Source organism: Roseateles sp. GW821-FHT09G09, assembly GCF_059415965.1.
Genome location: NZ_JBWKOG010000004.1, coordinates 272,241 through 295,768, shown reverse-complemented (window position 1 = coordinate 295,768; position 23,528 = coordinate 272,241). Strand labels below are relative to the sequence as shown.

General features: G+C 68.5%; 22 protein-coding genes. 17 read left to right on the top strand and 5 right to left on the bottom strand.

Features of this window, described 5'->3' with window-relative positions:
• Nucleotides 1-20: 20 nt before the first annotated feature.
• Nucleotides 21-3,371 (bottom strand): di-heme oxidoredictase family protein, encoded by a 3,351-nt coding sequence (locus AC07O8_RS12805; RefSeq protein WP_495048385.1) that lies wholly within the window; start codon nt 3,369-3,371, stop codon nt 21-23.
• Between the two features lie 338 nt (nt 3,372-3,709).
• Here AC07O8_RS12805 and AC07O8_RS12800 point away from each other — a divergent pair, with 338 nt between their 5' ends.
• The 6 genes from AC07O8_RS12800 to AC07O8_RS12775 all read left to right on the top strand — a co-directional run bounded on the left by AC07O8_RS12800 (nt 3,710) and on the right by AC07O8_RS12775 (nt 9,395).
• Entirely contained in the window at nt 3,710-4,369 is a 660-nt protein-coding gene (locus tag AC07O8_RS12800) for a TetR/AcrR family transcriptional regulator (protein ID WP_495048384.1), read from the top strand.
• 164 nt (nt 4,370-4,533) lie between these two features.
• Entirely contained in the window at nt 4,534-5,316 is a 783-nt protein-coding gene (locus tag AC07O8_RS12795; protein ID WP_495048383.1) for a hypothetical protein, read from the top strand.
• Nucleotides 5,306-6,367: a hypothetical protein gene (locus AC07O8_RS12790; RefSeq protein ID WP_495048382.1), complete on the top strand. Its 1,062-nt coding sequence runs from the start codon at nt 5,306-5,308 to the stop codon at nt 6,365-6,367. The genes AC07O8_RS12795 and AC07O8_RS12790 overlap by 11 nt, the downstream gene beginning before the upstream one ends.
• An 89-nt stretch (nt 6,368-6,456) precedes the next feature.
• Entirely contained in the window at nt 6,457-7,839 is a 1,383-nt protein-coding gene (locus AC07O8_RS12785) for an MORN repeat-containing protein (RefSeq protein ID WP_495048381.1), read from the top strand.
• Between the two features lie 102 nt (nt 7,840-7,941).
• Nucleotides 7,942-8,556 (top strand): Dps family protein, encoded by a 615-nt coding sequence (locus AC07O8_RS12780; protein WP_495048380.1) that lies wholly within the window; start codon nt 7,942-7,944, stop codon nt 8,554-8,556.
• Nucleotides 8,557-8,588: 32 nt separating this feature from the next.
• Nucleotides 8,589-9,395: an exodeoxyribonuclease III gene (locus AC07O8_RS12775; protein WP_495048379.1), complete on the top strand. Its 807-nt coding sequence runs from the start codon at nt 8,589-8,591 to the stop codon at nt 9,393-9,395.
• A gap of 56 nt (nt 9,396-9,451) precedes the next feature.
• Here AC07O8_RS12775 and AC07O8_RS12770 read toward each other — a convergent pair whose 3' ends face one another.
• Nucleotides 9,452-9,988 (bottom strand): pyridoxamine 5'-phosphate oxidase family protein, encoded by a 537-nt coding sequence (locus AC07O8_RS12770; protein WP_495048378.1) that lies wholly within the window; start codon nt 9,986-9,988, stop codon nt 9,452-9,454.
• A gap of 212 nt (nt 9,989-10,200) precedes the next feature.
• Here AC07O8_RS12770 and AC07O8_RS12765 point away from each other — a divergent pair, with 212 nt between their 5' ends.
• Together AC07O8_RS12765 and AC07O8_RS12760 are read left to right on the top strand one after the other, a co-directional pair.
• Complete coding sequence (locus AC07O8_RS12765) at nt 10,201-10,614, top strand: ester cyclase (protein ID WP_495048377.1); 414 nt, start codon at nt 10,201-10,203, stop codon at nt 10,612-10,614.
• Nucleotides 10,611-11,063: a MarR family winged helix-turn-helix transcriptional regulator gene (locus AC07O8_RS12760; RefSeq protein WP_495048376.1), complete on the top strand. Its 453-nt coding sequence runs from the start codon at nt 10,611-10,613 to the stop codon at nt 11,061-11,063. The genes AC07O8_RS12765 and AC07O8_RS12760 overlap by 4 nt, the downstream gene beginning before the upstream one ends.
• A 30-nt stretch (nt 11,064-11,093) precedes the next feature.
• Here the strand turns inward: AC07O8_RS12760 and AC07O8_RS12755 are convergent, their stop codons facing one another.
• Entirely contained in the window at nt 11,094-11,513 is a 420-nt protein-coding gene (locus AC07O8_RS12755) for an acyl-CoA thioesterase (protein WP_495048375.1), read from the bottom strand.
• 5 nt (nt 11,514-11,518) lie between these two features.
• Nucleotides 11,519-12,688 (bottom strand): epoxide hydrolase family protein, encoded by a 1,170-nt coding sequence (locus AC07O8_RS12750; protein ID WP_495048374.1) that lies wholly within the window; start codon nt 12,686-12,688, stop codon nt 11,519-11,521.
• A gap of 257 nt (nt 12,689-12,945) precedes the next feature.
• On the opposite strand from AC07O8_RS12750, the gene AC07O8_RS12745 reads away from it, so the two are divergent.
• The 9 genes from AC07O8_RS12745 (at nt 12,946) to AC07O8_RS12705 (ending at nt 22,712) form a co-directional block, all read left to right on the top strand.
• Entirely contained in the window at nt 12,946-13,230 is a 285-nt protein-coding gene (locus tag AC07O8_RS12745; protein WP_495048373.1) for a hypothetical protein, read from the top strand.
• Nucleotides 13,231-13,298: 68 nt separating this feature from the next.
• Nucleotides 13,299-14,714: a M20/M25/M40 family metallo-hydrolase gene (locus tag AC07O8_RS12740; RefSeq protein WP_495048372.1), complete on the top strand. Its 1,416-nt coding sequence runs from the start codon at nt 13,299-13,301 to the stop codon at nt 14,712-14,714.
• Between the two features lie 57 nt (nt 14,715-14,771).
• Nucleotides 14,772-15,344 carry a 2Fe-2S iron-sulfur cluster-binding protein gene (locus AC07O8_RS12735; RefSeq protein ID WP_495048639.1) on the top strand — a complete coding sequence of 191 codons (573 nt, stop codon included), beginning with the start codon at nt 14,772-14,774 and terminating at the stop codon, nt 15,342-15,344.
• Nucleotides 15,341-16,327: an FAD binding domain-containing protein gene (locus AC07O8_RS12730; protein ID WP_495048371.1), complete on the top strand. Its 987-nt coding sequence runs from the start codon at nt 15,341-15,343 to the stop codon at nt 16,325-16,327. Before AC07O8_RS12735 ends, AC07O8_RS12730 begins: the two co-directional genes overlap by 4 nt.
• The gene (locus AC07O8_RS12725) at nt 16,324-18,636 is read left to right on the top strand and encodes a xanthine dehydrogenase family protein molybdopterin-binding subunit (RefSeq protein ID WP_495048370.1); all 2,313 of its coding nucleotides are present in this window, start codon (nt 16,324-16,326) and stop codon (nt 18,634-18,636) included. The genes AC07O8_RS12730 and AC07O8_RS12725 overlap by 4 nt, the downstream gene beginning before the upstream one ends.
• 7 nt (nt 18,637-18,643) lie before the next feature.
• Nucleotides 18,644-19,579, top strand: coding sequence for a LysR family transcriptional regulator (locus AC07O8_RS12720; protein ID WP_495048369.1), 936 nt, complete (start codon nt 18,644-18,646; stop codon nt 19,577-19,579).
• A gap of 69 nt (nt 19,580-19,648) precedes the next feature.
• On the top strand, nt 19,649-20,638 hold the full coding sequence (locus AC07O8_RS12715; RefSeq protein WP_495048368.1) for a Bug family tripartite tricarboxylate transporter substrate binding protein: 990 nt from the start codon (nt 19,649-19,651) through the stop codon (nt 20,636-20,638).
• A gap of 11 nt (nt 20,639-20,649) precedes the next feature.
• The gene (locus AC07O8_RS12710) at nt 20,650-21,915 is read left to right on the top strand and encodes a CaiB/BaiF CoA transferase family protein (protein ID WP_495048367.1); all 1,266 of its coding nucleotides are present in this window, start codon (nt 20,650-20,652) and stop codon (nt 21,913-21,915) included.
• Nucleotides 21,912-22,712, top strand: coding sequence for an enoyl-CoA hydratase/isomerase family protein (locus AC07O8_RS12705; RefSeq protein ID WP_495048366.1), 801 nt, complete (start codon nt 21,912-21,914; stop codon nt 22,710-22,712). Before AC07O8_RS12710 ends, AC07O8_RS12705 begins: the two co-directional genes overlap by 4 nt.
• Nucleotides 22,713-22,870: 158 nt before the next feature.
• Here AC07O8_RS12705 and AC07O8_RS12700 read toward each other — a convergent pair whose 3' ends face one another.
• The gene (locus tag AC07O8_RS12700) at nt 22,871-23,521 is read right to left on the bottom strand and encodes a YceH family protein (RefSeq protein WP_495048365.1); all 651 of its coding nucleotides are present in this window, start codon (nt 23,519-23,521) and stop codon (nt 22,871-22,873) included.
• Nucleotides 23,522-23,528 lie beyond the last annotated feature (7 nt).

Genomic DNA, 23,528 nt, shown 5'->3' with positions numbered 1-23,528 from the left:
CCCGTTCCTTCAAGTTCTCATCACAGCGTCTTCAGCCACGCCAGCAGCGCGTCCCGATCCGCCTTGGACAGCTGCTCGAAGCGCTGACGCGACTTCTCGCCTTCGCCGCCGTGCCACAGGATGGCTTCGGTCAAGTTGCGGGCGCGGCCGTCATGCAGGTAGCCGACCGGTTGACCCTGGGCGACCTTCTCCGTGTAGCCGATGCCCCACAGCGCCGTCGTCCGCCACATCGCGCCCTGCGCCTGGCCTTCCGGCAGGTTGTCCGCCAGGGCCGGGCCCATGTCGTGCAGCAGCAGGTCGGTGAACGGACGGATGGTCTGGTCACGCAGTTCCGCGAACGGATGGTTCTTGCCCGTCTTCATCTCCGCCGTGTGGCAGGCCGCGCAACGCAGCGCGTCGAACACCTTGCGGCCGTTGGCCACCTGGACCGCATCCACGCGATGCTCGTCCGTCGGCGCCACACCCTTCGGGAATCCGCTCGGGATGCTCCGCTGGGCCGGCACGGCCAGCAGCTGCATGTACTGCGTCAGCGCGCTCAGGTCGGCTTCCTGGATGCCCTTCTGCGCCGGCGCCGTGCGGCAACCCTGCGGGTCGGTCGCGCAGCTGCGGTTCGGGTACACCGGCGAGGTCACCGACATGTCGTTCAGCAGCGCGTTGGCCACCTGGTGACGGATGCTGGCCTTGGACGCCTTCCAGCCGAAGCGGCCCAGACGCGTGGCGCCGGTTTCCGGATCGAAGGTGAAGTTGGCCTTGCCCACCACGCCGTCCGCGTCCGGCGACGTGCGCGCACGGGCCAGGATGTCCGCTTCAGGCACCGCTTCCAGCAGGCCGACACCCAGCAGCGGCAGCGCGGCGCGCGCCGACCACAGCTGCGGCGTGGGACCGTCGAAGGCGAACTTCGGCTTGCGCAGCTCGACCTTCGAGCCGTCCCCCAACGTCACGCTGCTGGTCTCGAAGCCCGCGACCTTCACCGCGTTGCCCCAGTCCTGCGGCGCGCCGGTGGGCGAGGTCGAGTTCATCTGGATCGCCGAGCCGTAGCGCGGGTCCGGACGGATCGAGCCGTCCGCCGCCTTCACCGCGACGTGGAAGGCCATCTTGTCCAGGCGCTGGTCCACCGTGAACGGCGCGGGGCTGCGACCGTTGTTGGTGTGGCACTGCACGCAGGCCGTGGCGTTGAAGCGCGTGCCCGCCAGGTTCTGGATCGAGGTCATCGGATCGTTGCCCGGCTCGATGTGCTGCCCGGTCACGAAGCTGCTGTGCACCGCGCGGCGGCCTTCAACGAATCGCTGCAGGTTCTGCATGCCAATGTTGTTGAACGGCTGCTGGAACATGCGCCAGCCTTCGTCCGAGTAGTTGTACGACACGGAGCCCAGGCCGCCCGACAGGACGGCGTCCGGCAGCGGCACGCTGTTCAGGCGCGGCTGGACGCCGTACCACGGACGCAGGCCCGCACCCATGACGTAGATGACTTCGCTGGTGTAGTAGCGGTAGTCGCCCTTGTCGCCGATCGCGTCCATCGCGGCGCGGCTGGAGAAGAACGAGCCGGTGAACTCGATCGCCTCGCCCAGCTGCAGCGGACGCGCCGGGATGTTGACGCCGTTGGGCACCAGCACGCCGTTGGCGTTGGGCGCCAGATCGGTGTGACCCGGCATGTTGTCCAGCACCACGGAACAGCCGTCGTTGGCGCCGATGATGCCCTTGTAGCCCGAGTCGGGCTTGGCCAGGGCGTTCTGCGGCGGCTTGGGCACCACCGGGCAGGAGGTCTTGTCGACGAAGCCGTCCGTGTAGGTGGTCGGATCCAGCAGCTGACCCGGCGACATCCAGCCGTAGCCGGTGACGTTCGGATCGTCGATGCGGCGGAAGAAGGAATGGCCGCCGCCGCGCTGCGCCTGCGGGAAGTACTGGTTGACGATCAGACGCGGCTTGGTGACGCCCGCGACGCGGCTGTTGTCGATGAACTCCACGCCCCAGGTGCGATTCTTGAAATAGTTCGCGACGAAGTTCATGTAGTTGCCCGGACCCTTGTCCACCGGGTTGCCGTTGGCATCCACGGTCTCGTTGGGTCCGAAGCCGATCTCGTTCCAGTCCTCGCCGCGCTCGCGACCGTGACGGCCGACGCCACGCTGGCCGAAACGCGTGACCAGCGTTCCATCGGGCAGCGTGAACTGGATCTGCTCGATCGGGGCCTGCGGGTTGAACAGCGGCGCCGCATTCACGCCGTTGACCGGGAAGGAGAACGGCGTCGTCGTCGTGGTCGGGATGCTGTTGTCGCTGCCGACGGTCTTGAACTCGACCTCGAACAGCGAGTAGCCGTAATTGGTCGCGCGGGTCACGCCCTGGAGGCGGACGAAACGCGTCTTCACGCCGAGGTTGAAGTACTCCTCGGTGCCGCCCTTGCCGGCCGGCTGGTTGCGCAGACGCGTCCAGGCCTTGCCGTCGTCCGAGATCTGGATCTCATAGGCCTTGCCGTAGGCGTTCTCCCAGACCAGCTTCATGTAGCCCAGCGGTTGCGCCGTGCCGAAGTCGTACTGGATCCAGGCGCCGTCTTCGGCCTTGGACGCCCAGCGCGTCGACAGGTTGCCGTCGATGGTGTTCTTCGCGGAGAGGCCGTCGTTCTCGGGGGTCGACGAGATCGCCGCCGTGGGCTTGATCGCCACGCCCGGCTTGCTGGTGTCGCCGACGGGGTCCGTCGGCTGCGTGGGCGTGGTGGGCGTGGTGGGGTTGGTCGGCGTCGTCGGATCGGTCGGATTCGTCGGCGTGGTCGGGTCCGTCGGGGTGGTCGGCGGGACCGGCGTGCCGGTGAAGGCCTGGATCTCGAAGATCGAGTAGCCATAGCCCGTCGAGCGCGTCACGCCCTGCACGCGCAGGTAGCGGCCCTGGCCGCCGAGGTCCTTCAGGTCCTCGACGCCGCCCGGGCTGTTCTCCACCGTCCTGATCGTGGTCCAGGTCTTGTTGTCCTCGGACGTCTGCAGCAGGTACTTCTTCGCGTGGGCGTTTTCCCAGTTGATGCGCACGCGCGTGATGGCGACGCTGCTGCCGTAGTCCAGGGTCAGCCATTCGTTGTCGGTGAACGCGGAGCCCCAGCGGCTGTTGTCGTCCTTGTCGATGGCCTTGGCGCCGTTCAGGTCGCCGCGCTCCATCGAGCTGCCGGTGGCGGAGACGGGCGTCAGCGCCGTCTCGGTGCCGTTGTCGCCGGCCATGCGCTTGGCGCGCGCGGCGGCGTCGGCGTTGCCGCCGCTGTCGTCGGAGGCGATCTGGACGCCGCCGTCCTGCTGGCCGTTGCCGCCGCCGCATGCGGCGAGCAGCGCACTACCCAGCAGGGCAGGGACAACTGCCCTGCCCATCAAGATGCCGAGTTGCTTGAACTCCATGGTGGTTCCCTCCCGTGCCTGTGGGTGCGTTGGGTGCCGCGGGGTGGTGCCCGTGGCGCTTCGGTGGACCTGGCTGGGTCCGGTGCACGCGCCGCCCATCGACGCGCCACACCGCCTGTCCCTCCTGGGAGGGGCAAGCGGCGCGAGTGTCCGCGTTTGTTTTGCCATGCGGCAAGTTTTAATGTGTGTCGAATTGATGCCCTTGTGGAGGTCGGCGCAGCGGTATCGATACCAACGCACCAAGTCGGGAAACACGGGCGATACGCAGCCGGATTTCAAGGTCGCAAGCTACCTCCGGCGAGGTAGTGAGGCCGCATGACAAAGGCATGATGTCGAGCATGAGCACTCCGGATACTTCCACGCCGCGGCGCCGCGGACAGCAGCGCTCGGCCGACACGAAGCAGACGATTCTGCGGACCGCTTTGAAGGAGTTCGCCGAGCGCGGCTTCGAGGCGGCGAGCATGCGTGCGATCGCGGAGCAGAGCGGGCTGACGCATCAGCTGATCACTTACCACTTTCAGTCGAAAGAGGTCCTGTGGCAAGCCGTGGCGATGCTGGTCCACGAGGAACTCGCGCGGGCACGCGAAGGATTGATCCGGCAAGCGAAGCCGGCGACCGCGATCGGGCAGCTGCGGCAGGAGTTCATCGCGTATTTCCAGTTCACGCTGGACCAGCCGCACCTGCACCGCTTCATGATGCAGCGGCGCGAGGGGACGCACAGCGAGGACCGCCAGGCGTGGCTGGCGCAGCACTTCCTGCGGCCGCACTTCGACCTGGCGCGGCCGCTGATCAAGGCGGCGCAGAAGGCCGGCGACCTGCCCAAGGGGGAACCGGTGCTGCTGTATTACGCGATGGTCTCGCTGGCCAACACGCTGGCGGTGATGGGGCCGGACATCGAGGCCACGACGGGCGTGCAGGCGTCGGCAGCGAAGACGGCCAAGGCCTACATGAAGGTGATGGACGCGATGCTGTTCAGCCGGGCGGGGGAAACGACGTGACGTGAGTCGAGGGGCGCGGCGGGCCCCCTCAAATGGAGGGGCACCGCCAGCGGCGAACCGTGTTTCCGCACCGCATCATCCTCAGCCATTGAGCAGCCCCGGCTGGGACAGTCCGAGGGCGCCCGCGCGACCATCAGCGCAAACCTGAGACTCGGGGGGAGCAGATGACGGAGAAACGCCAGGGACGCTTCGCGTGCCCGCTGTTGGGACTCGCGGCCCTCGTGATGCCCGCCATCGCGCCCGCACAGGGTCGACCGGCCACGGTGGTGGGTCGGCCGCCGCTCATCGAGCGGCTCCAGCCGACCGAGGTCAACAGCCCCCTGGCGATCAACGCCGTCTACGGATTCGTGCGAGGTGAGCCGGTCTCGAGGGTGCGCTTCCCGGCGGCCGGCAGGGCCGACCCGACGCTCTACCTGGAGGGCGTGGGCCCTCGCAACACGAAGGTCTGCGTGGAGGTGAACCGGGCCCAGGGCGGCTACAAGGCCAACTTTGAAGCCGGCGTCCCCGCCGGCAAGGGACCGGCGCGGTTCGACCTGGACAGCTCGCCGGAAGTCCGGGCGTTCATCGAGGACGCCAACACGGTGAGCGCGGAGCTGGCGATCCGTGCTTCCGTGGCGGTGAACGGGACATGCGGCGCGGCGGCGCCCCTCCTGGTGGGAAGCTGGAGCGGCCATGTCACCGAGCCGCTCTACCTCGCGGTGGGCGGCTTCGGCTTCGGCCTCCCGTCCATCCGCGTGGATGGCGCGCCGGAGGTCCGGTGCGACACGGTGAGCCGCCTGCTGGATCGCGATGCCTTCGGCGCGAACGTGTACGGCGGTTATTGCCCCGTCCAGTTCCCCGGGTCGACCTGCAAGCCGCGGACGCCGGTCAAGGTCCTCTGGAAGGAAGGCGGCGTCGTCTCCGCCGAGGTCCCCCTGGTCCTTCAAAGGGACTGCGATGGCCGATAGCTGGCGACGCCTGACCCGCCGACTGACGGGGACGCGTTATCGCGCCTACACCAGCATCCTGGTCGTCGGCTACACGGTCATCATCATTGCCGTCGGCTGCTCGCTCCTGATGAACAAGCGCGCGGCGCAGTACCGAGTCGTCGCGGAGACGGAGTACCTCACCGCCACGCTGGCGCGGGACCTCCGGATCGGCGAGGCGCACGTCGCCTTCACCGCGGCGGGCAGGCAGACCGTCTGCGAAGCGGCGCTGACCGTCCCCGCCAAGGCGACCTTGACCGGTGCGGTCCGCGCCAGGACCGCCAAGGCCGCCGAGCGCCACCCCACCTACATCGACGTGGCGTCCGCGCCCTCGTCGCCCATCTCGGTCCAGTGCGCCGGGAAGAGCCCCGTCGCCGCGAGCAACGTCGTCATCTCCTGGAAGCCCGCCGCGTCGGGCGAGCCGGGCGACGCGTCCGACCAGGACCGGCTCGTCCTGCGGCTCAACGGCAACGTGACGCTGGGGCATCCCGTCCAGGACACCACGGCCGCCGACCGGGTCCAGGTCTTGCGCACCGCGCAGGTCACCGCCGAGCATCGCGAATGGCCGAGCGGCAATGTGACCGTCTTGTTCGAGCGGACGGTCGGTATCGGCAACCAGCTCACCTTCCGTGGCCTGGATCACCGGGCGGCGGACACCGAGGGCATCCTCGTGATCCGCCCCACCCACTTCGACCTGAGCTTGCGCTTCCAGGGCAGCGAGGTCCTGCTGACGCCCCCGGGCGCCGGGGACGGTTCAACCTTCGCCATGGCCCCGACCTTCCTCGACCGGGCCAAGCTGCAGGCGGAATGGGCGGCATGGGCGCTGATCGTCAGCCTCGCGCTCGCGCTGCTGGAAGTCCTGCGCAGCTTCGAGTCGGCACCGAAAGAGACCAAGGAGGCCCAGCAGGCTCAGCAGACCGGACAGACCGGACAGACCGGACAGACCGGACAGACCGGACAGACCGGACAGACCGGACAGACTGGACAAGCCAGACAGAGCCGACAGAGCCGACAGACCAAAGTGACAAAGTGACAAAGTGACAAAGTGACAAAGTGACAAAGTGACAAAGTGACAAAGTGACAAAGTGACAAAGTGACCAAAGGGACCAAAGGGACGTCAGCATGACGATGAGACGCTTCGATCGGAAAACGGGGGCACGCCCGCGGACTCGCGTCCGTGACCTCAAGCGCGTGGGCGGTCTGGCGATGCTCGCCGTGCTGAGCGCCTGTCCGTCGGCCCGTGCGGCCGACCCCGGCGCGTCGGCGGACTACCCGGCCGTGGCCATCCTCACGGCGACCGCGCGGGGACAAGGCGTGCTCTTCAGGAACCCGGACGGGAAGCCCAACTGCCTGGTGCTGACGTCCGCACATGTCGCCCGTCCCGGCGATGACATCCAGCTCGTCGGCTCGAGCCGCACGTCGGACAAGCCCACCAGTTTCCGGGCGAAGGCCGGCGTCAAGGAGGAGTTCATCGACGCCCAACTCTCCGTGCTGCGGCCGGACATCGAGCTGGTCGACTGTCCGCCGCTTCGCGTCGGCAACATCAACGCGTCGCTGGCGCGCGACGGCATCGCCAGGACGCGCTATTTCAACGAGGCGACCGGCGAGACCATCTTCTCGCGGATCGTTCTCGAGAGCGCCACGGTCGACACCCTGGAGGCCGCCAGCATCGGCGCGAGGCGGGTCCAGCCAGGATTCAGCGGCGGGCTCGTCACGCAGGACGGTCAACCCCTCGGGGTCGTGCAGAAGGTGGATGGACGCGGCGTGGTGCTCGCGTCGCGTCTGGACTTCTCGCGCGTGTTCGTGGGGAAGTACGCGTCCATTCCCGACGCGCCTGTAAGCAACGCATGGGACGTCAGTTTCCTTCCGCCCGAGTACCAGGCCATCTTCACGGCTGCCGTCGACATGAGGAAAGAGGCGGAGGCGGCACAACGGATTGCGCGCCAGAACGCGCTCGACGCCAACGACGCGCAGATGCGGGCCCGTGCGGGCAGTCAGAATCACGCCGAGATCGAGGACACGGGGGGGGTCTACCGCGGGCAGACGGACTCGCGCGGATGGGCGATCGGCGCCGGCGTGCGGACCATCACGAGCGGTGATTCCGCAGGGAATCAGCTCAGCGGTCGTTGGCGGCTTGCGCCCGACTCCAAATCCACGGGCCTGTTCGGATACGGCGTCGTGACCTACGAGCGCATTGCCGCGAACGGAAACGACAACCGGAGCTTCGAGGGCGAACTTGCCAACGGAGAACCCAATGGCGCAGGCGTCCTTCAGAAGGTGAACGGAGACACCTGGTTCGCGAAATGGACCCAAGGCATTTCCAACTCGATCACCCAGTTCTACCGCGTGGCCGACGGTGCGCTGTTCATGGCGAAGAGCAAGGACGGGACGCTGGACGGTCCGGGGCTCCTCTGGAGCAAGGACGGCCAGCTCCTCGCGGTCGGCATCTGGAAGCAGGGCAGCCTGGTGGATGACAAGACTGCAGTGCTGACCCGGCGCAAGTAGCCGATCCTGCGCCGGAGAGCGCCGCAGCACGGGCACGCGCGGTGCACGGGATCGACGCTTGCCCTCTTCGGCAGCATCCTTCCCACCTCTTTGGAGTTCCGCATGGCCACCAAGAAGAAGTCTCCCCCGAAGTCCGGTCGCGTCGACGCCGCGCACGCCGCCACGACGCCGACGATCGACAAGTCCGTCAAGACCCAGTCGCAAGAGACCCAGCGCTTCGGCGAGGTCATCAAGATGCCGCACGGGCTGCCCGAGGCAGTCGTCAAGAAGAGCGTGACCTCGCTCAACCAGGTGCTGGCCGACACCATCACGCTGCGCGACATGTACAAGAAGCATCACTGGCAGGTGGTCGGGCCGACCTTCAACCAGCTGCATCTGCTCTTCGACAAGCATTTCGAAGCCCAGGTCGAGCTGGTCGACCTGCTGGCCGAGCGCATCCAGATCCTCGGCGGCGTGTCGCTGGCGATGGCCGCGGACATCGCGGAGGAGACGCGCATCCCCCGCCCGCCGCGCGGTCGCGAGCCGGCCACGGTGCAGCTCAGCCGCCTCATCGAGGCGCACACGATGATCCTCACCTACGCGCGCGAGCAGGCCGAGAAGGCCAGCGACGCCGGCGACTCGGGCACGGATGACCTGCTGGTCAGCGACGTGGTGCGGACCAACGAGCTGCAGGTGTGGTTCCTGTCCGAGCATCTGGTGGCGGCCTCGCCGATCTGAGGCGGCACGCCACGGTCCGAGACGGTGGCGCCGTGATCGTCGCGACCTGGAACGTCAACAACGTCCGGAAGCGACTCGGCCAGTTGCTCGACTGGCTGGCGCGGCGCCAGCCCGACGTGGTCGCGTTGCAGGAGCTGAAGACCCCCACGGAGGACTTCCCGGTCGACGCGCTCCGCGAGGCCGGCTACGAGTCCGTGGTGGTCGGACAGAGGACGTGGAACGGCGTCGCCCTCCTCGCGCGCGGGCACACGCCACTGCCCGTGATGAAGGCCCTGCCCGGCGACACCCAGGACAGGCAGGCCCGCTACGTCGAAGCCGCCGTCAACGGCGTGCTGGTGGCCGCGCTCTACCTGCCCAACGGCAACCCGTTCCCGGGCCCCAAGTTCGACTACAAGCTGGCGTGGTTCGAGCGGATGCGCCGTCGCGCCGACGACTTGTGGCGCGCGGGTCATCCCACGGTGCTGCTCGGCGACTGGAATGTCGTCCCCACGGATGCCGACATCTACAAGCCGGACACGTGGCGAGACAACGCGCTGCTTCAGCCGGAAGCGCGTGAGGCGTTCGCGGCCATCCTGGAACAGGGCTGGACCGATGCGTTGAAGACGGCGCATCCGAAGGACACGCCGTTCACGTTCTGGGACTACCGCCGGAACCGGTGGGAACGCAACGCCGGGCTGAGGATCGATCACATCCTGGTGAATGCGGCTTTCAAGGTGAAGGCCGCCGGCGTCGATCGCGGGGAACGCGGAGCGGAAAGTCCCAGCGATCACGCACCCGTGTGGGCGGATCTCAGCGCGTCCAGGTCAAGCCGAAAGAATTCGGGCAGGACCGGCTACTGAGCGCGGCGCCTGCCCTGTCCGGCCTGGCCCGGCCCTGCACGGCCCCGGGAAGCCTTTCAGAACCGGAGTTCCCCTTCGATGGAATCGTCCAGCGTCTTGCCGATCGCGGCACCGATGGCCATCTTGGCCCCCGCGACGATGTCGCCGTGCTTGTTGTCCCAGTAGTAGCCCGACATCGGCGCCACGGCGATGGTGGTGATGCGCGGGTCGTCCTTGCCTTCGGTGAACCATGTCTTCATCAACGGGCTCCAGAGCTCGTCGATCTTGGCTGCGTCTCGCGAGACGGTGGCACGCCCGTGCAGCGTGACGAACCCTGAATGCTCCGAGGCCTGGAAGAAGAGCCAGACCAGCGGGTTCTGCGCGATCTCGGCATTCTTGTGGGAGTCCGAGGCGCTCATGAACCACAGCGTACCTGCGTCATCGACTTGCAAGGCCCCCATGGGGCGGGTCGCCTGAGACCCGCCGGTGCTCACGCCCGTGCAGAAGAAGCAGGTCTGATTCTTTTTCACGGCGCCACGGACGCGCTCGATGGCGTCGGCGCCGCTCAGGTCGGCGCGGTTGATCTCGGGCTGCTGGCGATTGATCGAGTCCATGACGGGATCCGGTGGTTGGGGATCGATCGGTATGGCAAGGGGCGTTCCATGCAGCTCGTTGGCTCCAGATCCTCGTCGCGGTACATCGGGCGCCATCGACCGAGGATCCGTCGCGTGTTGATCCGGATCTGCCGTCTTCAACTTTTATACAGCTTAGCTGTATATACTGAAGGTCGTTGGCACACCCGTCGACGAGTTTCATCGGAGTGAACATGGATAGCGCATCCCGCAAGCAGGTCGTGCAACGCTTCAACCGCGAGGTGATCGAACAAGGTCGCCGCGACGTGTTCGAGACGCTGATGGCGCCTGACTTCGTCAACTGGTCAGCGCCGCCTGGGGCGCCGCGCGACAGCAGCGGCCTGTGGAATACCTTCGAGCATCTGCTTCGCCCGGCCCTGAGCGACTTGCGCGTCGACATCCATGAGCAGCTGTGCGAAGGCGACAAGGTCACCACCCGAAAGACCGTGAGCGGTCAGCACACCGGGACGCTGATGGGCGTGGCGGCGACAGGACGCGCCGTCAGCATCGAAGTCATCGACATCGTGGCCGTGCGCGATGGGCGCTATGCCGAGCACTGGGGCGTGAATACCCTCGGCGCCGTGCTGGCGCAGTTGAGGTCGACATGAGCGGCGCCGCCCGCCCGGCCTCGGTCGACACGTCGACGGAGGCGCTCGCGGAATCGCTGCGAGTCGCCATCGGGCGCTTCGTCCGCTCGGTCAGGAGCCAGAGCGGCACACCGCGCGATGCGCAAGCGGATGCCTTGGCGGATCTGGCCCACGCCGGCCCGATGAGCATCGCGGGCCTGGCCGAAAGCCGGAGCGTGACCCATCAGTCGATGCGGCTGGTCGTCGCGCGTCTGGAGGACGCCGGGTTGCTCAGACGGCAACCGGATCCCGCTGATGGCCGGGGTTGGCTGATGAGCCTGACGGCTGCGGGCCGCCGCACCGTCGAGAAGGACCGTCAAGCCCGCGCCCAGTGGCTCGCGCAGGCGATCGACGAGAAGCTGTCACCTGGCGAGCGAGAGGAATTGAGCCGGGCCGTGCCTTTGCTGCTGCGGCTGATCGACGCGGGTTGAGCACGGTGTGGCAAGGTGTGGCCGGCCCGATCAGGCCAAATGCTGCCGCAGCCACTCCGGCAACGGCACCGACTTCTGGATGGTGGCGTCCTGCCACACGGTCGTCGCGCCGCCCGAGGCGTAGATGACGCCCGGCTCGTCGAGCCGCTCCAGCGTGATCCACGTGTCGAAGCTCGATCGCCCGGGATTCGACACGTAGTGCTTCGCCAGGATCTCGCCCGGATAGGCGAGCTGCCTATGGAAGTTGCAGAACGCGTTGACGATCACCGGCCCCTGCCCATCGGGGCTGGGCGGGTGGCCGAGGCTGGCCAGCCACTCCACACGAACGATCTCCAGGTAACGGAAGTAGACCGTGTTGTTCACATGGCCCATCGCGTCCATGTCGCCCCAGCGGATCTGGATGCGCGTTTCGTGGACGAGCTTCTTGTCGTCGGGCAGTTCGAATCGCATGCCGGTCATCCCTTGTTCAGTTGTGATCGCAGCGGGCGGAAGAACGCGCGGATCTCGCTCGCCAGCAACGCAGGCTGCTCCAACGCCGCGAAGTGCCCGCCCCGCGGCATCAGTTCCCATCGCTTCACGTCGTACGCGCGCTCGACCCACGAGCGCGGCGGCGTCGGCAGCTCCTTCCGGAACAGCGCCATGCCCATCGGCGGCGTCACGCGCTCGCCGGGCTCGAAGACATGCGGTCGCGCGCGGTTCTCCTTGTAGAGCCGCAGCGAGGCCGTGATGCTGTCGTTGAACCAGTACAGCGAGATGTCGGTGAGCAGCTCGTCCATGGACACCACGCTTTCGAGGTCGCCGCCGCAGTCGCTCCACGAGCGGAACTTCTCCGAGATCCACGCCGCCAGGCCCACCGGCGAGTCCGCGAGCGAATAGGCGAGCGTCTGCGGCTTGGTGCCTTGCAGCGCGGCGTAGGCGCCCTCCTCCGCGTACCAACCGGCAGCCGTCGTCTGGAAGGCGCGCTCCTCATCCGTGAGCGGCGCGGCCTGCTCGTCGACGTGCGGCCGGAAACCGCCGGGGATGTAGTTCAGGTGGATGCCGACGACGTCCCGCGGGAAGCGCCGCGCGAGCCACGTCGACACGCCCGCGCCGATGTCGCCGCCCTGCGCGCCGAAGCGCTCGTAGCCGAGGCCTTGCATCAGGCCGTGCCACAGGCCCGCGATCTCGCGTGACCCGACGCCCGTCGTCTTGGGCGCGGGAGAGAACCCATAACCCGGCAATGAGGGCACCACCACGTCGAAGGTATCGGCGGCGTCACCGCCATGCGCGGCCGGATCCGTCAGCAGGCCGAGGATGTGCGTCATCTCCACGACCGAGCCGGGCCAGCCGTGCGTCAGGACCAGGGGGAAGGCATTCGCCGCCGCGCTCTTGTGATGGATGAAGTGGACGTCGGCGCCATCGACCGTCGCCATGAAGTGGCTGAACGTGTTGAGCCTGGCCTCCTGCTCGCGCCAATCGAAGCGGTCACGCCAATGCGCGACGAGGCGCTGCATGAACGCCAGCGACGTGCCGTCCGCCCATCCCGCCTCGTCCAGCGACACGGGCCAACGCACCCGGGACAAGCGCTCGCGCAGGTCGAGCAGCCGCTCATCGGGGACGTGGATCTTGAAGGGGACAACACGCATGGGATCTCCGAGCCGTCGCACCGACAGCCGCGGATCATTGTGGCGTCAAGCCTTGACCCTTGCGCCCACCCCGCCTACTTGCACACGATCTCGTCCACCGACGAGCCGCCCCACATGGGCGCAGATCGACGCTCTTCTGCGCGAGCCCCGTGAGAATGGGTCAGCCGACGACACACGCTTCACCGTCACTTCACCGTCAGCCCTCAGGCTCCTCACCATTGCTGACGAGACTGTGCCTCTCACACCGAGGAGCCCCGATGAACCCTTCCACCCCCCGATCACCGACGTGGCGCATTGCCCTCTGGGGCGGCGCCCTGCTGCTGCTCGTGCTGCCTTGGGCGGCCATGCAGGTCACCGCTGAAGTGCGCTGGGACCTGGCTGACTTCCTCGTGTTCGGCGCCATGCTCGTCGCGGCTTGCGGGGCGTTCGAAGGGGCGGTGCGTCTCACCGCTGACCGGCGTCGCCGCTGGTGGGCCGGCGCCGCGATCCTGGCGGTCTTCCTGCTCGTGTGGGCGGAGCTGGCCGTCGGTCTCTTCAACTGACAAGACCGGGCGTCTTCCGGCTGGACGCGGGCGTATCCTTCGCGCGCCACCACCGAAGGGAGACGCCCATGACCCGTGCCTGGTCGACGCTCGCCGTCGCGCTCGCGATCCTGATTCCCCGCGCCGAAGCGCTCGCCGCGGACGCGACACCGCCGCGCGAGCTCCGCCGCTTCCACGAGATCTTCAAGGAGCTCGTCCAGACCAACACGACGAACTCCGCGGGCAGCTGCACCGTCGCCGCCGAGGCGATGGCCAGGCGCCTCAAGCAGGCCGGCTATGCGGACGGCGACCTGCAGGTGATCGTCCCGCCGGACGCGCCGACGAAAGGCAACCTCGTCCTGCGCCTGAAGGGCAGCGGCGAGAAACGCCCGCTGCTGCTGGTCGCGCACCTCGACGTCGTCGAAGCGAAACGCGAGGACTGGACCCGCGACCCGTTCAAGCTCGTCGAGGAGAACGGCGTCTACTACGGTCGCGGCACCTCCGACGACAAGTCGCAGGTCGCCACGCATGTGAGCAACATGCTCCGCTACAAGGAAGAGCAGCTCGTCCCGAAACGCGACATCATCATGGCGCTCACCTGCGACGAGGAGATCATCCCGTCGAAGTGGGACGGCCTCGACTATCTGCTCAAGCATCATCGTGCGCTGATCGACGCCGAGCTTGCGCTCAACGAGGGCGGCGGCGGGACGCTCGACAAGGACGAGCGTCCGGTCTCGTACAGCCTGCAGATCGGCGAGAAGGTGTTCGTCGGCTACGAGCTCGAAGTGACGCATCCCGGCGGCCACAGCGCCGTGCCGGTGCGGGACAACGCCATCTACCGGCTCGCCGAAGGGTTGACGCGGCTGGCGAAGTTCGACTTCCCCATCCAGTTCAACGACACGACCCGCGCCTACTTCGAGCGCGTCGCCAAGCTCGACGCCAACAAGGACATCGCCGCGGACCTGCGCGGGCTGCTCGCGAAGCCGACCGACACCGCGGCGCTGGAGCGGCTGTGGGCGAAGTCGCCGGTCTACAACTCGAGCGTGCGCACGACCTGCGTGGCGACGATGGTCGATGCCGGCCATGCGACGAACGCGCTGCCGCAACGCGCCCGCGCCACCGTCAACTGCCGCATCCTGCCGGGCCAGTCGGCCGAAGAGGTGCAGAAGACGCTCGTGAAGGTGATGGCCGACGAGTGCATCACCGTCCGCGCGACCAACGAGGCGCTGCCCTCGCCGCAGCCGCCGATGTCGCCGCTCGTGATCCAGGCGGTCGAAAACACCGCCGCCGAGTTCTGGCCCGGCGTGCCGGTGATCCCGACGATGCTGGTGGCGACCACCGACGGCCGCTTCCTCAACAACGCCGGCATCTGGACCTACGGCGTCGGCACCTTCTCCGGCGTGGAGCCCAGCGGCGTGCACGGGCTCAATGAACACATCCGTGTGAAGTCGCTCAACGACTTCCACGAATTCATGTATCGCCTCGCGAAGCGGCTCGCTTCCTGATCCTCGCTTCCTGATCTTCGCCGCCTGCTCCTCGCCTCCTGCCCTCTCGATCCGGGCCTGCGGCGTCGGGCACCCGGGTTGCCGACCTCCTCCCATCGTCTTACCGGAGGTCGCACCGTGTCCATCACCATCAACGGGACCCTCGTCCCCTTGCCCGACGACCCGCGGGTCTCCCTGCTCGACTTCCTCCGCGAGCACCTGCACCTGCACGGGTCGAAGAAGGGATGCGACCAGGGCGCCTGCGGCGCCTGCACCGTCCTGGCCGACGGCGAACGCGTGCTCGGCTGCCTGGCGCTGGCCGTGCAGTACGCCGGGCGCTCCATCACGACGATCGAGGGCCTGGCGGGCGCGGACGGCCTGCATCCGTTGCAGCAGGCCTTCATCGACCATGACGGCTTCCAGTGCGGCTACTGCACGCCCGGTCAGATCTGCTCGGCGGTGGGCATGGCGGATGAATGTCGACGCGGCGTGCCCAGTCATGTGACGCAGGATCTGCAGGCGCGCGTGATCCCGCTGACCCGCGAGGAGCTGCGCGAACGCATGAGCGGCAACCTCTGCCGCTGCGGCGCCTACAACGGCATCGTCGAGGCGATCGCCGCCGGGGCGAACGTGGTGGAGATCGCGCGATGAAACCCTTCACCTATACACGCGCCGGCGATCCGGCCGAGGCCCTGCTCAAGGGCGCGGCGCCGGGCGCCAGATACCTCGGCGGCGGAACCAACCTCGTCGATCTGATGCGAGAGACGCTGGAGCAGCCGGACTCGCTGGTCGACGTCACCGGACTCGAAAGCGGCATCACCGCGCACGACGACGGCCGCATCACCATCGGCGCCGGCGTGCGCAACACGGCGCTGGCCGCCCATCCCGCCGTGCGCGAGCGCGTCCCGCTGCTGTCGCGCGCGATCGTCGCCGGCGCCTCGGCGCAGATCCGCAACATGGCGACCGTCGGCGGCAACCTGCTGCAGCGCACGCGCTGCGCCTATTTCTACGACAGCGAGGGCTCGCGCTGCAACAAGCGCGAACCCGGGCAAGGCTGCGACGCGCTGGACGGGTTCAACCGCATGCACGCGATCCTCGGCGCCTCGCCGGCCTGCGTGGCGACGCATCCGTCCGACATGTGCGTCGCGCTCGCGGCGCTCGATGCGGCGGTCCATCTGCGACATCCGGACGGCGACCGCTCGCTGCCGCTGATCGACCTCCATCGCCTGCCCGAGGACCATCCCGAGATCGACACGCGGCTGCGGCCCGGCGAGCTGATCACCGCCGTCGAACTGCCGGCCCTGGCCTTCGCCGCGCGCTCCACCTACCGCAAGGTGCGGGACCGGTCGAGCTACGCCTTCGCGCTGGTGTCGGTGGCCGCCGCGCTCGAGCTGCAGGACGGGCGGGTGAAGGACATCCGGATGGCGCTCGGCGGCGTCGCGCACAAGCCGTGGCGCGCCTTGAAAGCGGAAGCGCTGCTCAAGGACCAGCCGGCCACGGAGTCCACCTTCCTGGCCGCGATCGATGCGGAGCTCGCCGGTGCCCGGCCGCTGCGCCACAACGCCTTCAAGATCGATCTGGCGCGTCGCACAGTGGTTGCCGTGCTGCGCCAACTGACGGAGACCCAGCCATGAGCCTGCTCAAGGACGCCGCCCAGGCGGCGATGAAGAAGGCGATCGAGATCGCGCCCGATGCCTGGATGCCGGGCGGCACGCCCGATCCGTTGATCGCGCGCCGCGAGGGGCTGGTCGGCTCGCCGGTGTCGCGGGTGGACGGCGCGTTGAAGGTGAAGGGCGAGGCCCGCTTCGCCGCCGAGTTCCCGATGGACGGGCTGCTGTACGCCGCGCTCGTCTACAGCACGATCGCCAAGGGACGCGTGTCCGCGCTCGAGACCGACGCCGCCGAAGCCGCCGCCGGCGTCGCGCTCGTGATGACGCATCGCAACGCGCCGAAGATGAAACCGGCGCCGCTGTTCCTGACCAAGGACAAGGCCGCCGGCGGCGACGACCTGCCGGTGATGCAGGACGACCGCGTGCACTGGAACGGCCAGCCGATCGCCCTGGTGCTCGCCGCGTCCCAGGAGCAGGCCGATCACGCCGCCTCGCTGATCCGCGTGGCTTACGAGGGGGAGGCGGCGACCACGGCCTTCAGCGACGCGAAAGCCGCCGGCACCAGGACCGGCGTCTTCCAGGGGGAGCCGCTGCACACCGAGATCGGCGATGCGGAAGCCGCCCTGCTCGCCGCGCCGCATCGCGTGGACGTGACCTACACCACGCCGCGCTACAACCACAATCCGATCGAACTGCACGCGGCGACGCTGGCGTGGCAGGGCGACGAGCTCCACGTGCACGACGCGTCGCAGGGCGTGGCGCATTGCGCGTGGACGCTGGCGCAGATCTTCGGCCTGGACGAGAAACAGGTGCACGTCACCTCGCCTTTCGTCGGCGGAGGGTTCGGCAGCAAGACGCTGTGGCGACACCAGGTGCTGGCCGCGGCGGCGTCGCGGCTGGTCGGACGGCCGGTGCGGATCATGTTGTCGCGCGAGGGCGTGCACCGCGTCGTGGGCGGACGGACTTGCACGGAACAGCGCGTCGCCATTGGCGCGCAGGCCGACGGCCGCTTCGACGCGCTGATCCACACCGGCACCGTCGCGATGACCCCGCACAACAACATGCCGGAACCCTTCATCCTGCCCGCGCGCTGCGTGTACGGCGCCGGCAGCTTCAAGCTGGACGTGCAGACCGCCGAGGTCGACATGCTGGCCAACACCTTCATGCGCGCGCCCGGCGAATCCGTCGGGACATTCGCGCTCGAGTCGGCCATCGACGAACTGGCGGTCGCGCTGGACATGGACCCGATCGCGCTGCGCCTGCGCAACGAGCCGGAGAAGGACCCGACGACCGGCACGCCCTTCTCGTCGCGCCACCTGGCCGAGGCTTACCGCGCGGGCGCCGAGCGTTTCGGATGGCAGCACCGCGATGCCCGGCCCGGCGCGCGGCGGGAGGGCGAGTGGTGGTTCGGCATGGGCTGCGCGACGGCGACCTATCCGTACTACCGCATGCCCGGCGGCGCGGCCCGGCTCACGCTGTCCGCCGACGGACGCGTCCGGGTCCAGATCGCCGCGCATGAGATGGGCATGGGCACGGCCACCGCGCAGACGCAGATCACGGCGGAACGCCTCGGTCTGACGATGGCGGACGTGGACTTCAGCTACGGCGATTCGAGCTTCCCCGGCGTGGTGCTGGCGGGCGGGTCGCAGCAGACGGCCTCGATCGGCAAGGCCGTGATGCTGGCCTGCGACGCGTTGATCGAGGGCCTGCTGAAGCTGGCCGACAAGGGGTCGCCGCTGCACGGGCTGAAAGCGGACGAGGTCGAGGCGCGCGACGGTGCGCTCGTCAGCCGGGAGGATCCGGGGCGGCAGCAACGCCTGACGGATCTCCTGTCCGCCGCAAAACGCGAGGACCTCAGCGTCGAGGCGAGCGCCCCGCCGCCGCTGGAGATGCAGCACTGGTCGATGCATTCGTTCGGCGCGATGTTCTGCGAGGTGCGGGTGAACGCGGTGACCGGCGAGGCGCGCGTGAGCCGCTTCCTCGGCTCGTTCGACTGCGGTCGCATCATCAACCCGAAGCTGGCCTCCAGCCAGTTCCGCGGCGGCATCGTGATGGGCCTGGGCCTGGCGCTGACCGAAGAGACGCAGTTCGACGAACGCAACGGCCGGATCATGAATCCCAGCCTGGCCGAGTACCACGTGCCGGTGCACATGGACGTGCCGGACATCGACGTGATCTGGACCGACATCGCCGATCCGCACACGCCGATGGGCGCGCACGGCGTGGGCGAGATCGGGATCACCGGCGTCGGCGCGGCGGTGGCGAACGCCGTCTTCAACGCCTGCGGGCGACGGGTGCGGGATCTGCCGATACGCCTGGACGACCTGATGTAATCGGCGGATGACGCTGAAGCTCCCCGCCCGTCCGCACTTCGACCTCACCACGGTTCACCTGTTCATCGCCACCGCCGAGCTCGGCGGCGTCACGCGCGCGGCGGAGCGCCTGCACATCGCGCCGGCCGCCGCGTCGCGGCGCATCGCCGAGCTGGAGGCGCAGTTCGGCCTGCCGCTCTTCCTGCGCAAGCCGCACGGCATGGCGCTGACCGACGCGGGCCGCGCCATGCTGGCCCATGCGCGCAACATCACCCACACCGTGCTGCGCATGCAGGACGACGCCGCGTCCTTCGTCGGCGGCGCCCAGGGCGTGGTGCGGCTCGCGGCGCCGAAGTCGGCCGTCCTGCAGTTCGTCCCCGCCGACATCGAGCGCTGCGCCGCCGCCTGCCCCGGCGTGAGCATCGACCTGCAGGAGATGAACAGCCTCAACGTCCAGCAGGCGCTGACCCGCGGCACCGCCGACATCGGCATCTTCGAAGCCTCGCTCGGCGCCGTCGACCTGCCGACGATGCCGTATCGCGGCGATGAACTCGTGCTGGTCGCGCCGCGCGGCCACGCGCTGTTCGCCCACGCGCCCGCGACGCTCGACAACATCCTCGCCTGCGATGTCATCGGGCTCGGCGAAGGCTCGGCCATCTCGGCCCTGCTCGAGAAACTCGCCAACGAGTCCGGCCGCCTGCTGCGCATGCGCATGCGGGTCGGCGGCTTCGACAGCATCGCCGCGCTGATCGCGCAGGGGCTGGGCGTCGGCGTGATGCCCAAGGCCGTCGCGAAGGCCGTCGCGGGCGGCGCCCGCTTCCTGCGCGTGGAGATCCCCGAGCCCTGGGCGCAGCGCCGGTTCGTCCTGTGCTGCCGCCCCGCCGACAGCCTGTCGCCGGCCGCCGTCAGCGTTGCAGAAGTCTTCGCGCGTACGAATTTCGCGAAACCTGATCCGCCGAATTAGCGATGGCCGGCGGTCCCCTCGTTGCTCAATAGTCGTCCCCACAGACCAACGACAACGACGGAGACAACGATGCGCCGCAGAACCTTCACCCGTGCCGGCCTAGGCGCCCTCGCCTTGCCCGCGCTGACACTCTCGCCCAGCCTGCTGCGCGCGGCCCCGCTGCCCACCACCCCCGTTCGGATCATCGTCGGCTTCGCCGCCGGCGGCGGCACCGACGTGCTGGCGCGCGTGCTCGCGCAGAAGCTCAGCGTCATGTGGGGCACGCAGGTGCTGGTCGAGAACAAGCCCGGCGCCACCGGCGTCATCGCCGCGGACTACGTGTCCAAGCAGCCGCCGGACGGCACCACGCTGCTGATGGCGCACGTCAACAGCAACGCGATCGCGCCGGCGCTGATGCCCAACGTCAAGTACGACCCGCGCCGCGACTTCTCCCCCATCGTCATGGTCGGCGTCACGCCCAACGTGCTCACCTGCGTGGACACGCAGAAGGTGCGCACGGTGCCGGAGATCGTCGAGCTCTGCCGCAGCAAGCCGGGTCAGGTGTCTTTCGGCTCCTCGGGCATCGGCTCGGCGCAACACCTGGCCCTCGAGATGTTCATGCTCGCCACCAAGGTCAAGGCCACGCACGTGCCCTACAAGGGCTCGTCGGCGCTGCTTGTGGACCTGATGGGCGGCCAGATCGACTTCGCCTTCGACACGATGACCGCGGCGACGCCTTTCATCAAGCAGGGCAAGGTCACCGCGATCGCGCAGACGCGCATCAAGCGCGCGAAGAGCTACCCCAACGTCCCGACGCTGGCGGAGTCCGGCTGCCCCGGCCTGGACGCCGCGTCGTGGTACGGCTTGGTCGGTCCCAAGGGCCTGCCCGCCGAGATGGTCCAGCGCATGAACCAGGACGTGAACAAGGGGCTCGCGCTGCCCGAGATCGCCGCAAAGCTCGATGAATTCGGCGCGGAGGACGCCGGCGGCAGCAGCGAGAAGTTCGGCGCCTACATCCAGGCCGAGTGCACGAAGTGGGCGAAGGTCGTGAAGGACGCGAACGTCCGCGTCGAAGCCTGAAGGGAGTACCGATGACCGCATCCACTGAATCGACCGCATCGACCGGATCGACCGGATCCACGCGACCGTTGCCGCTCAAGGGCGTGCGCGTCCTCGACGTCAGCCAGGTGATGGCCGGCCCGTATGCCTGCATGCTGCTGGCCGACCTCGGCGCCGACGTCGTGAAGATCGAGCCGCCCGAAGGCGACCAGACCCGCGGCGCGATGGGTTTCAAGATGAAGGGGCCCGACAGCATGGGCTTCCTCAACATGAACCGCAACAAGCGCAGCGTGACGCTGGATCTCAAGTCCGAGGCCGGCAAGCAGGTGCTGCACCGCATGGCCAAGGAAGCAGACATCCTGATCGAGAACTATCGGCCGGGCGCGATGAAGCGGCTGGGCATGGACTACGAGACGCTCAGCGCGATCAATCCCGCGCTGGTGTACGTGAGCATCTCGGGATTCGGGCAGTCGGGGCCGTGGTCGGAGCGGCCGGGCTTCGACCTGATGGCGCAGGCGATGTCCGGCGTGATGAGCGTGACCGGGTATGCCGACGGGCCGCCGGTGAAGGCCGGCGTGCCGGTGGCGGATATCGGCTGCGCGCTGTTCGCGGTCTACGGCGCGCTGTCTGCGTACATCGGCGCGAAGGCCACCGGCCGCGGGCAGTACGTGGACGCGTCGCTGTTCGATTCGGCGCTGGCCTTCTCGGTCTGGGACACCTGCGAGTACTGGGGGACCGGTCGTGAGCCGACGCCGCTGGGCACCTCCAACCGCATGAGCGCGCCGTACCAGGCGGTGAAGGCGTCGGACGGCTACTTCGTCATGGGCGCGACGAATCAGAAGCTGTGGCAGAAGCTCTGCGCGCTGCTGGAGCGCCCCGACCTGCTGGCCGAGGAGCGCTTCAGCTCCGTCTCGTTGCGGCTCGCGAATCGCGAGGAGCTGATCGAGTCGCTGGAACGCAGCTTCGCTGAGGACACCACCGAGCATTGGATCGAACGCATGCTGGCCGCCGGCATTCCGGCAGGCCCGATCCTGACGTATCCGCAGGCGTTCAACAGCGAGCACGGCAAGCACCGCAAGATGCGCATCGAGATCGAGCATCCGATCGAAGGCAGCGTGCCCAACATCGGCTTCGCGGTGAAGCTGCTGGGCACGCCGCAGGAAGTGCGGCATCCGCCGCCGCTGCTGGGGCAGCACATCGACGAGGTGATGGCGGAGTACGGCATCGAGGCGTCGGAGCTGCGCGCGCTGGCGGAGGCCGGCGCGTTCGGGGAGAAGCGCGGGAAGGCGAGCGCATGAGCGAGAGCACGAGCCAAGGCACTACCCGCCTGAGCCGCGAGGGCGCGATCGCCACGATCACCTTCGACCGGCCCGAGGCGCGCAATGCGATGACGTGGGAGATGTACGGGCAGTTGGCCGAGCACTGCGAGTCGCTCGCGCGCGATCGGGAGATCCGCGTCGTGGTGTTCCGCGGCGCGGGCGGCCAGGCGTTCGTCGCGGGCACGGACATCGCGCAATTCCTCGCCTTCCGGGACGGAGCCGATGGCGGCGACGACGGCGTCGCCTACGAGCGGCGCATCGACAGCGGCATCCAGCTCGTCGAGCAACTGCCGATGCCCACCGTCGCGGTGATCGAAGGCTGGGCGGTCGGCGGCGGGCTGGCGATCGCCACGGCCTGCGACTTCCGCATCGCAACGGCGGATGCGAAGTTCGCGGTGCCCATTGCGCGCACGCTGGGCAACACCTTGTCGGCGGCCAACATCGCGCGGCTGCAGGTCGCGTGGGGAACGCAGCGCGTGCGACGCATGCTGCTGCTGGCCGAGGCTATGCTCGCGGACGAGGCGCTCGCGTGCGGCTATCTGCATGCGGTCTGCGCCGCCGAGGAGCTGGACGCCGCACGCGACGCGCTCTGCGACAAGCTGAGCCCGCTCGCACCCGTGACACAAGCGGTCAGCAAGGAGATCCTCCGCCGGCTCACGTCGAGCAACCTGCCCGATGTCGACGACCTGATCCGCCAGTGCTACGGCAGCACGGACTTCCGCGAAGGCGTGGGGGCGTTCACGGAGCGCAGGAAGCCGGTGTGGCGGGGTGCATAGACCCCAGCCCTCACCCCTGCCCTCTCCCGCAAGCGGGAGAGGGGGTAAGAATGGCGCCGATCGGACTCCCTCTCCCGCTTGCGGGAGAGGGCGGGGGTGAGGGCCAGCAGCCTCCCGGAGGCAGAGGAAGCGCGGTGACTGACGCCGCGAGGGCCCGGTCAGTCGGAAATACCGAGCTCCGACTGGATACGCGCGACGACCGCCTTCAATTGATCCACCTCCGCGCGCAGCGCCGCGATCTCTTCATCGCGCGCGCTGTTCGATGACGAACTCGCACTCGAAGAGGACATTGACGCCACATACACCGGCACCGCCGGCTCGCCGCTCAACAGGTGCGCCCATCGCGCCTCGCGCGCGCCGGGCGCCTTTGCCAGCTTCACCGCCAGCGCGGGCTCGCGCGCCGCGAGCTCGTCGAGGAATCCCTCCACCGACGAGACATCCGCGAAGCGGTGGATGCGCTCGCAGTTCAGCCGCAACTCCGCCGAGGTCTGCGGGCCGCGCAGGATCAACACCGTCAGCAGCGCTTCCGCCTGCCCCGGCACGCCCAGCACCCGCTTCATGTTGTGCTCGAACCGCGCCACGCGGCTGCCGCTCACCGTGTTGACCAGGCTCATCGCCTTCAACTCGTCCAGCACCGCGGCGACGTCGGACTCGCTCGCGTTCATCACCGGATCGCGCGCGGTCTTCTGGTTCACACCCAGCGTCAGGCTGTTCAGCGACATCGGGTAGCTGTCGGGCACCGTGGACTCCTTCTCCACCAGCACCGCCAGCACGCGCGCTTCCAGCGCGCTCAGTTCTCTCACAGCCATCGGCTCG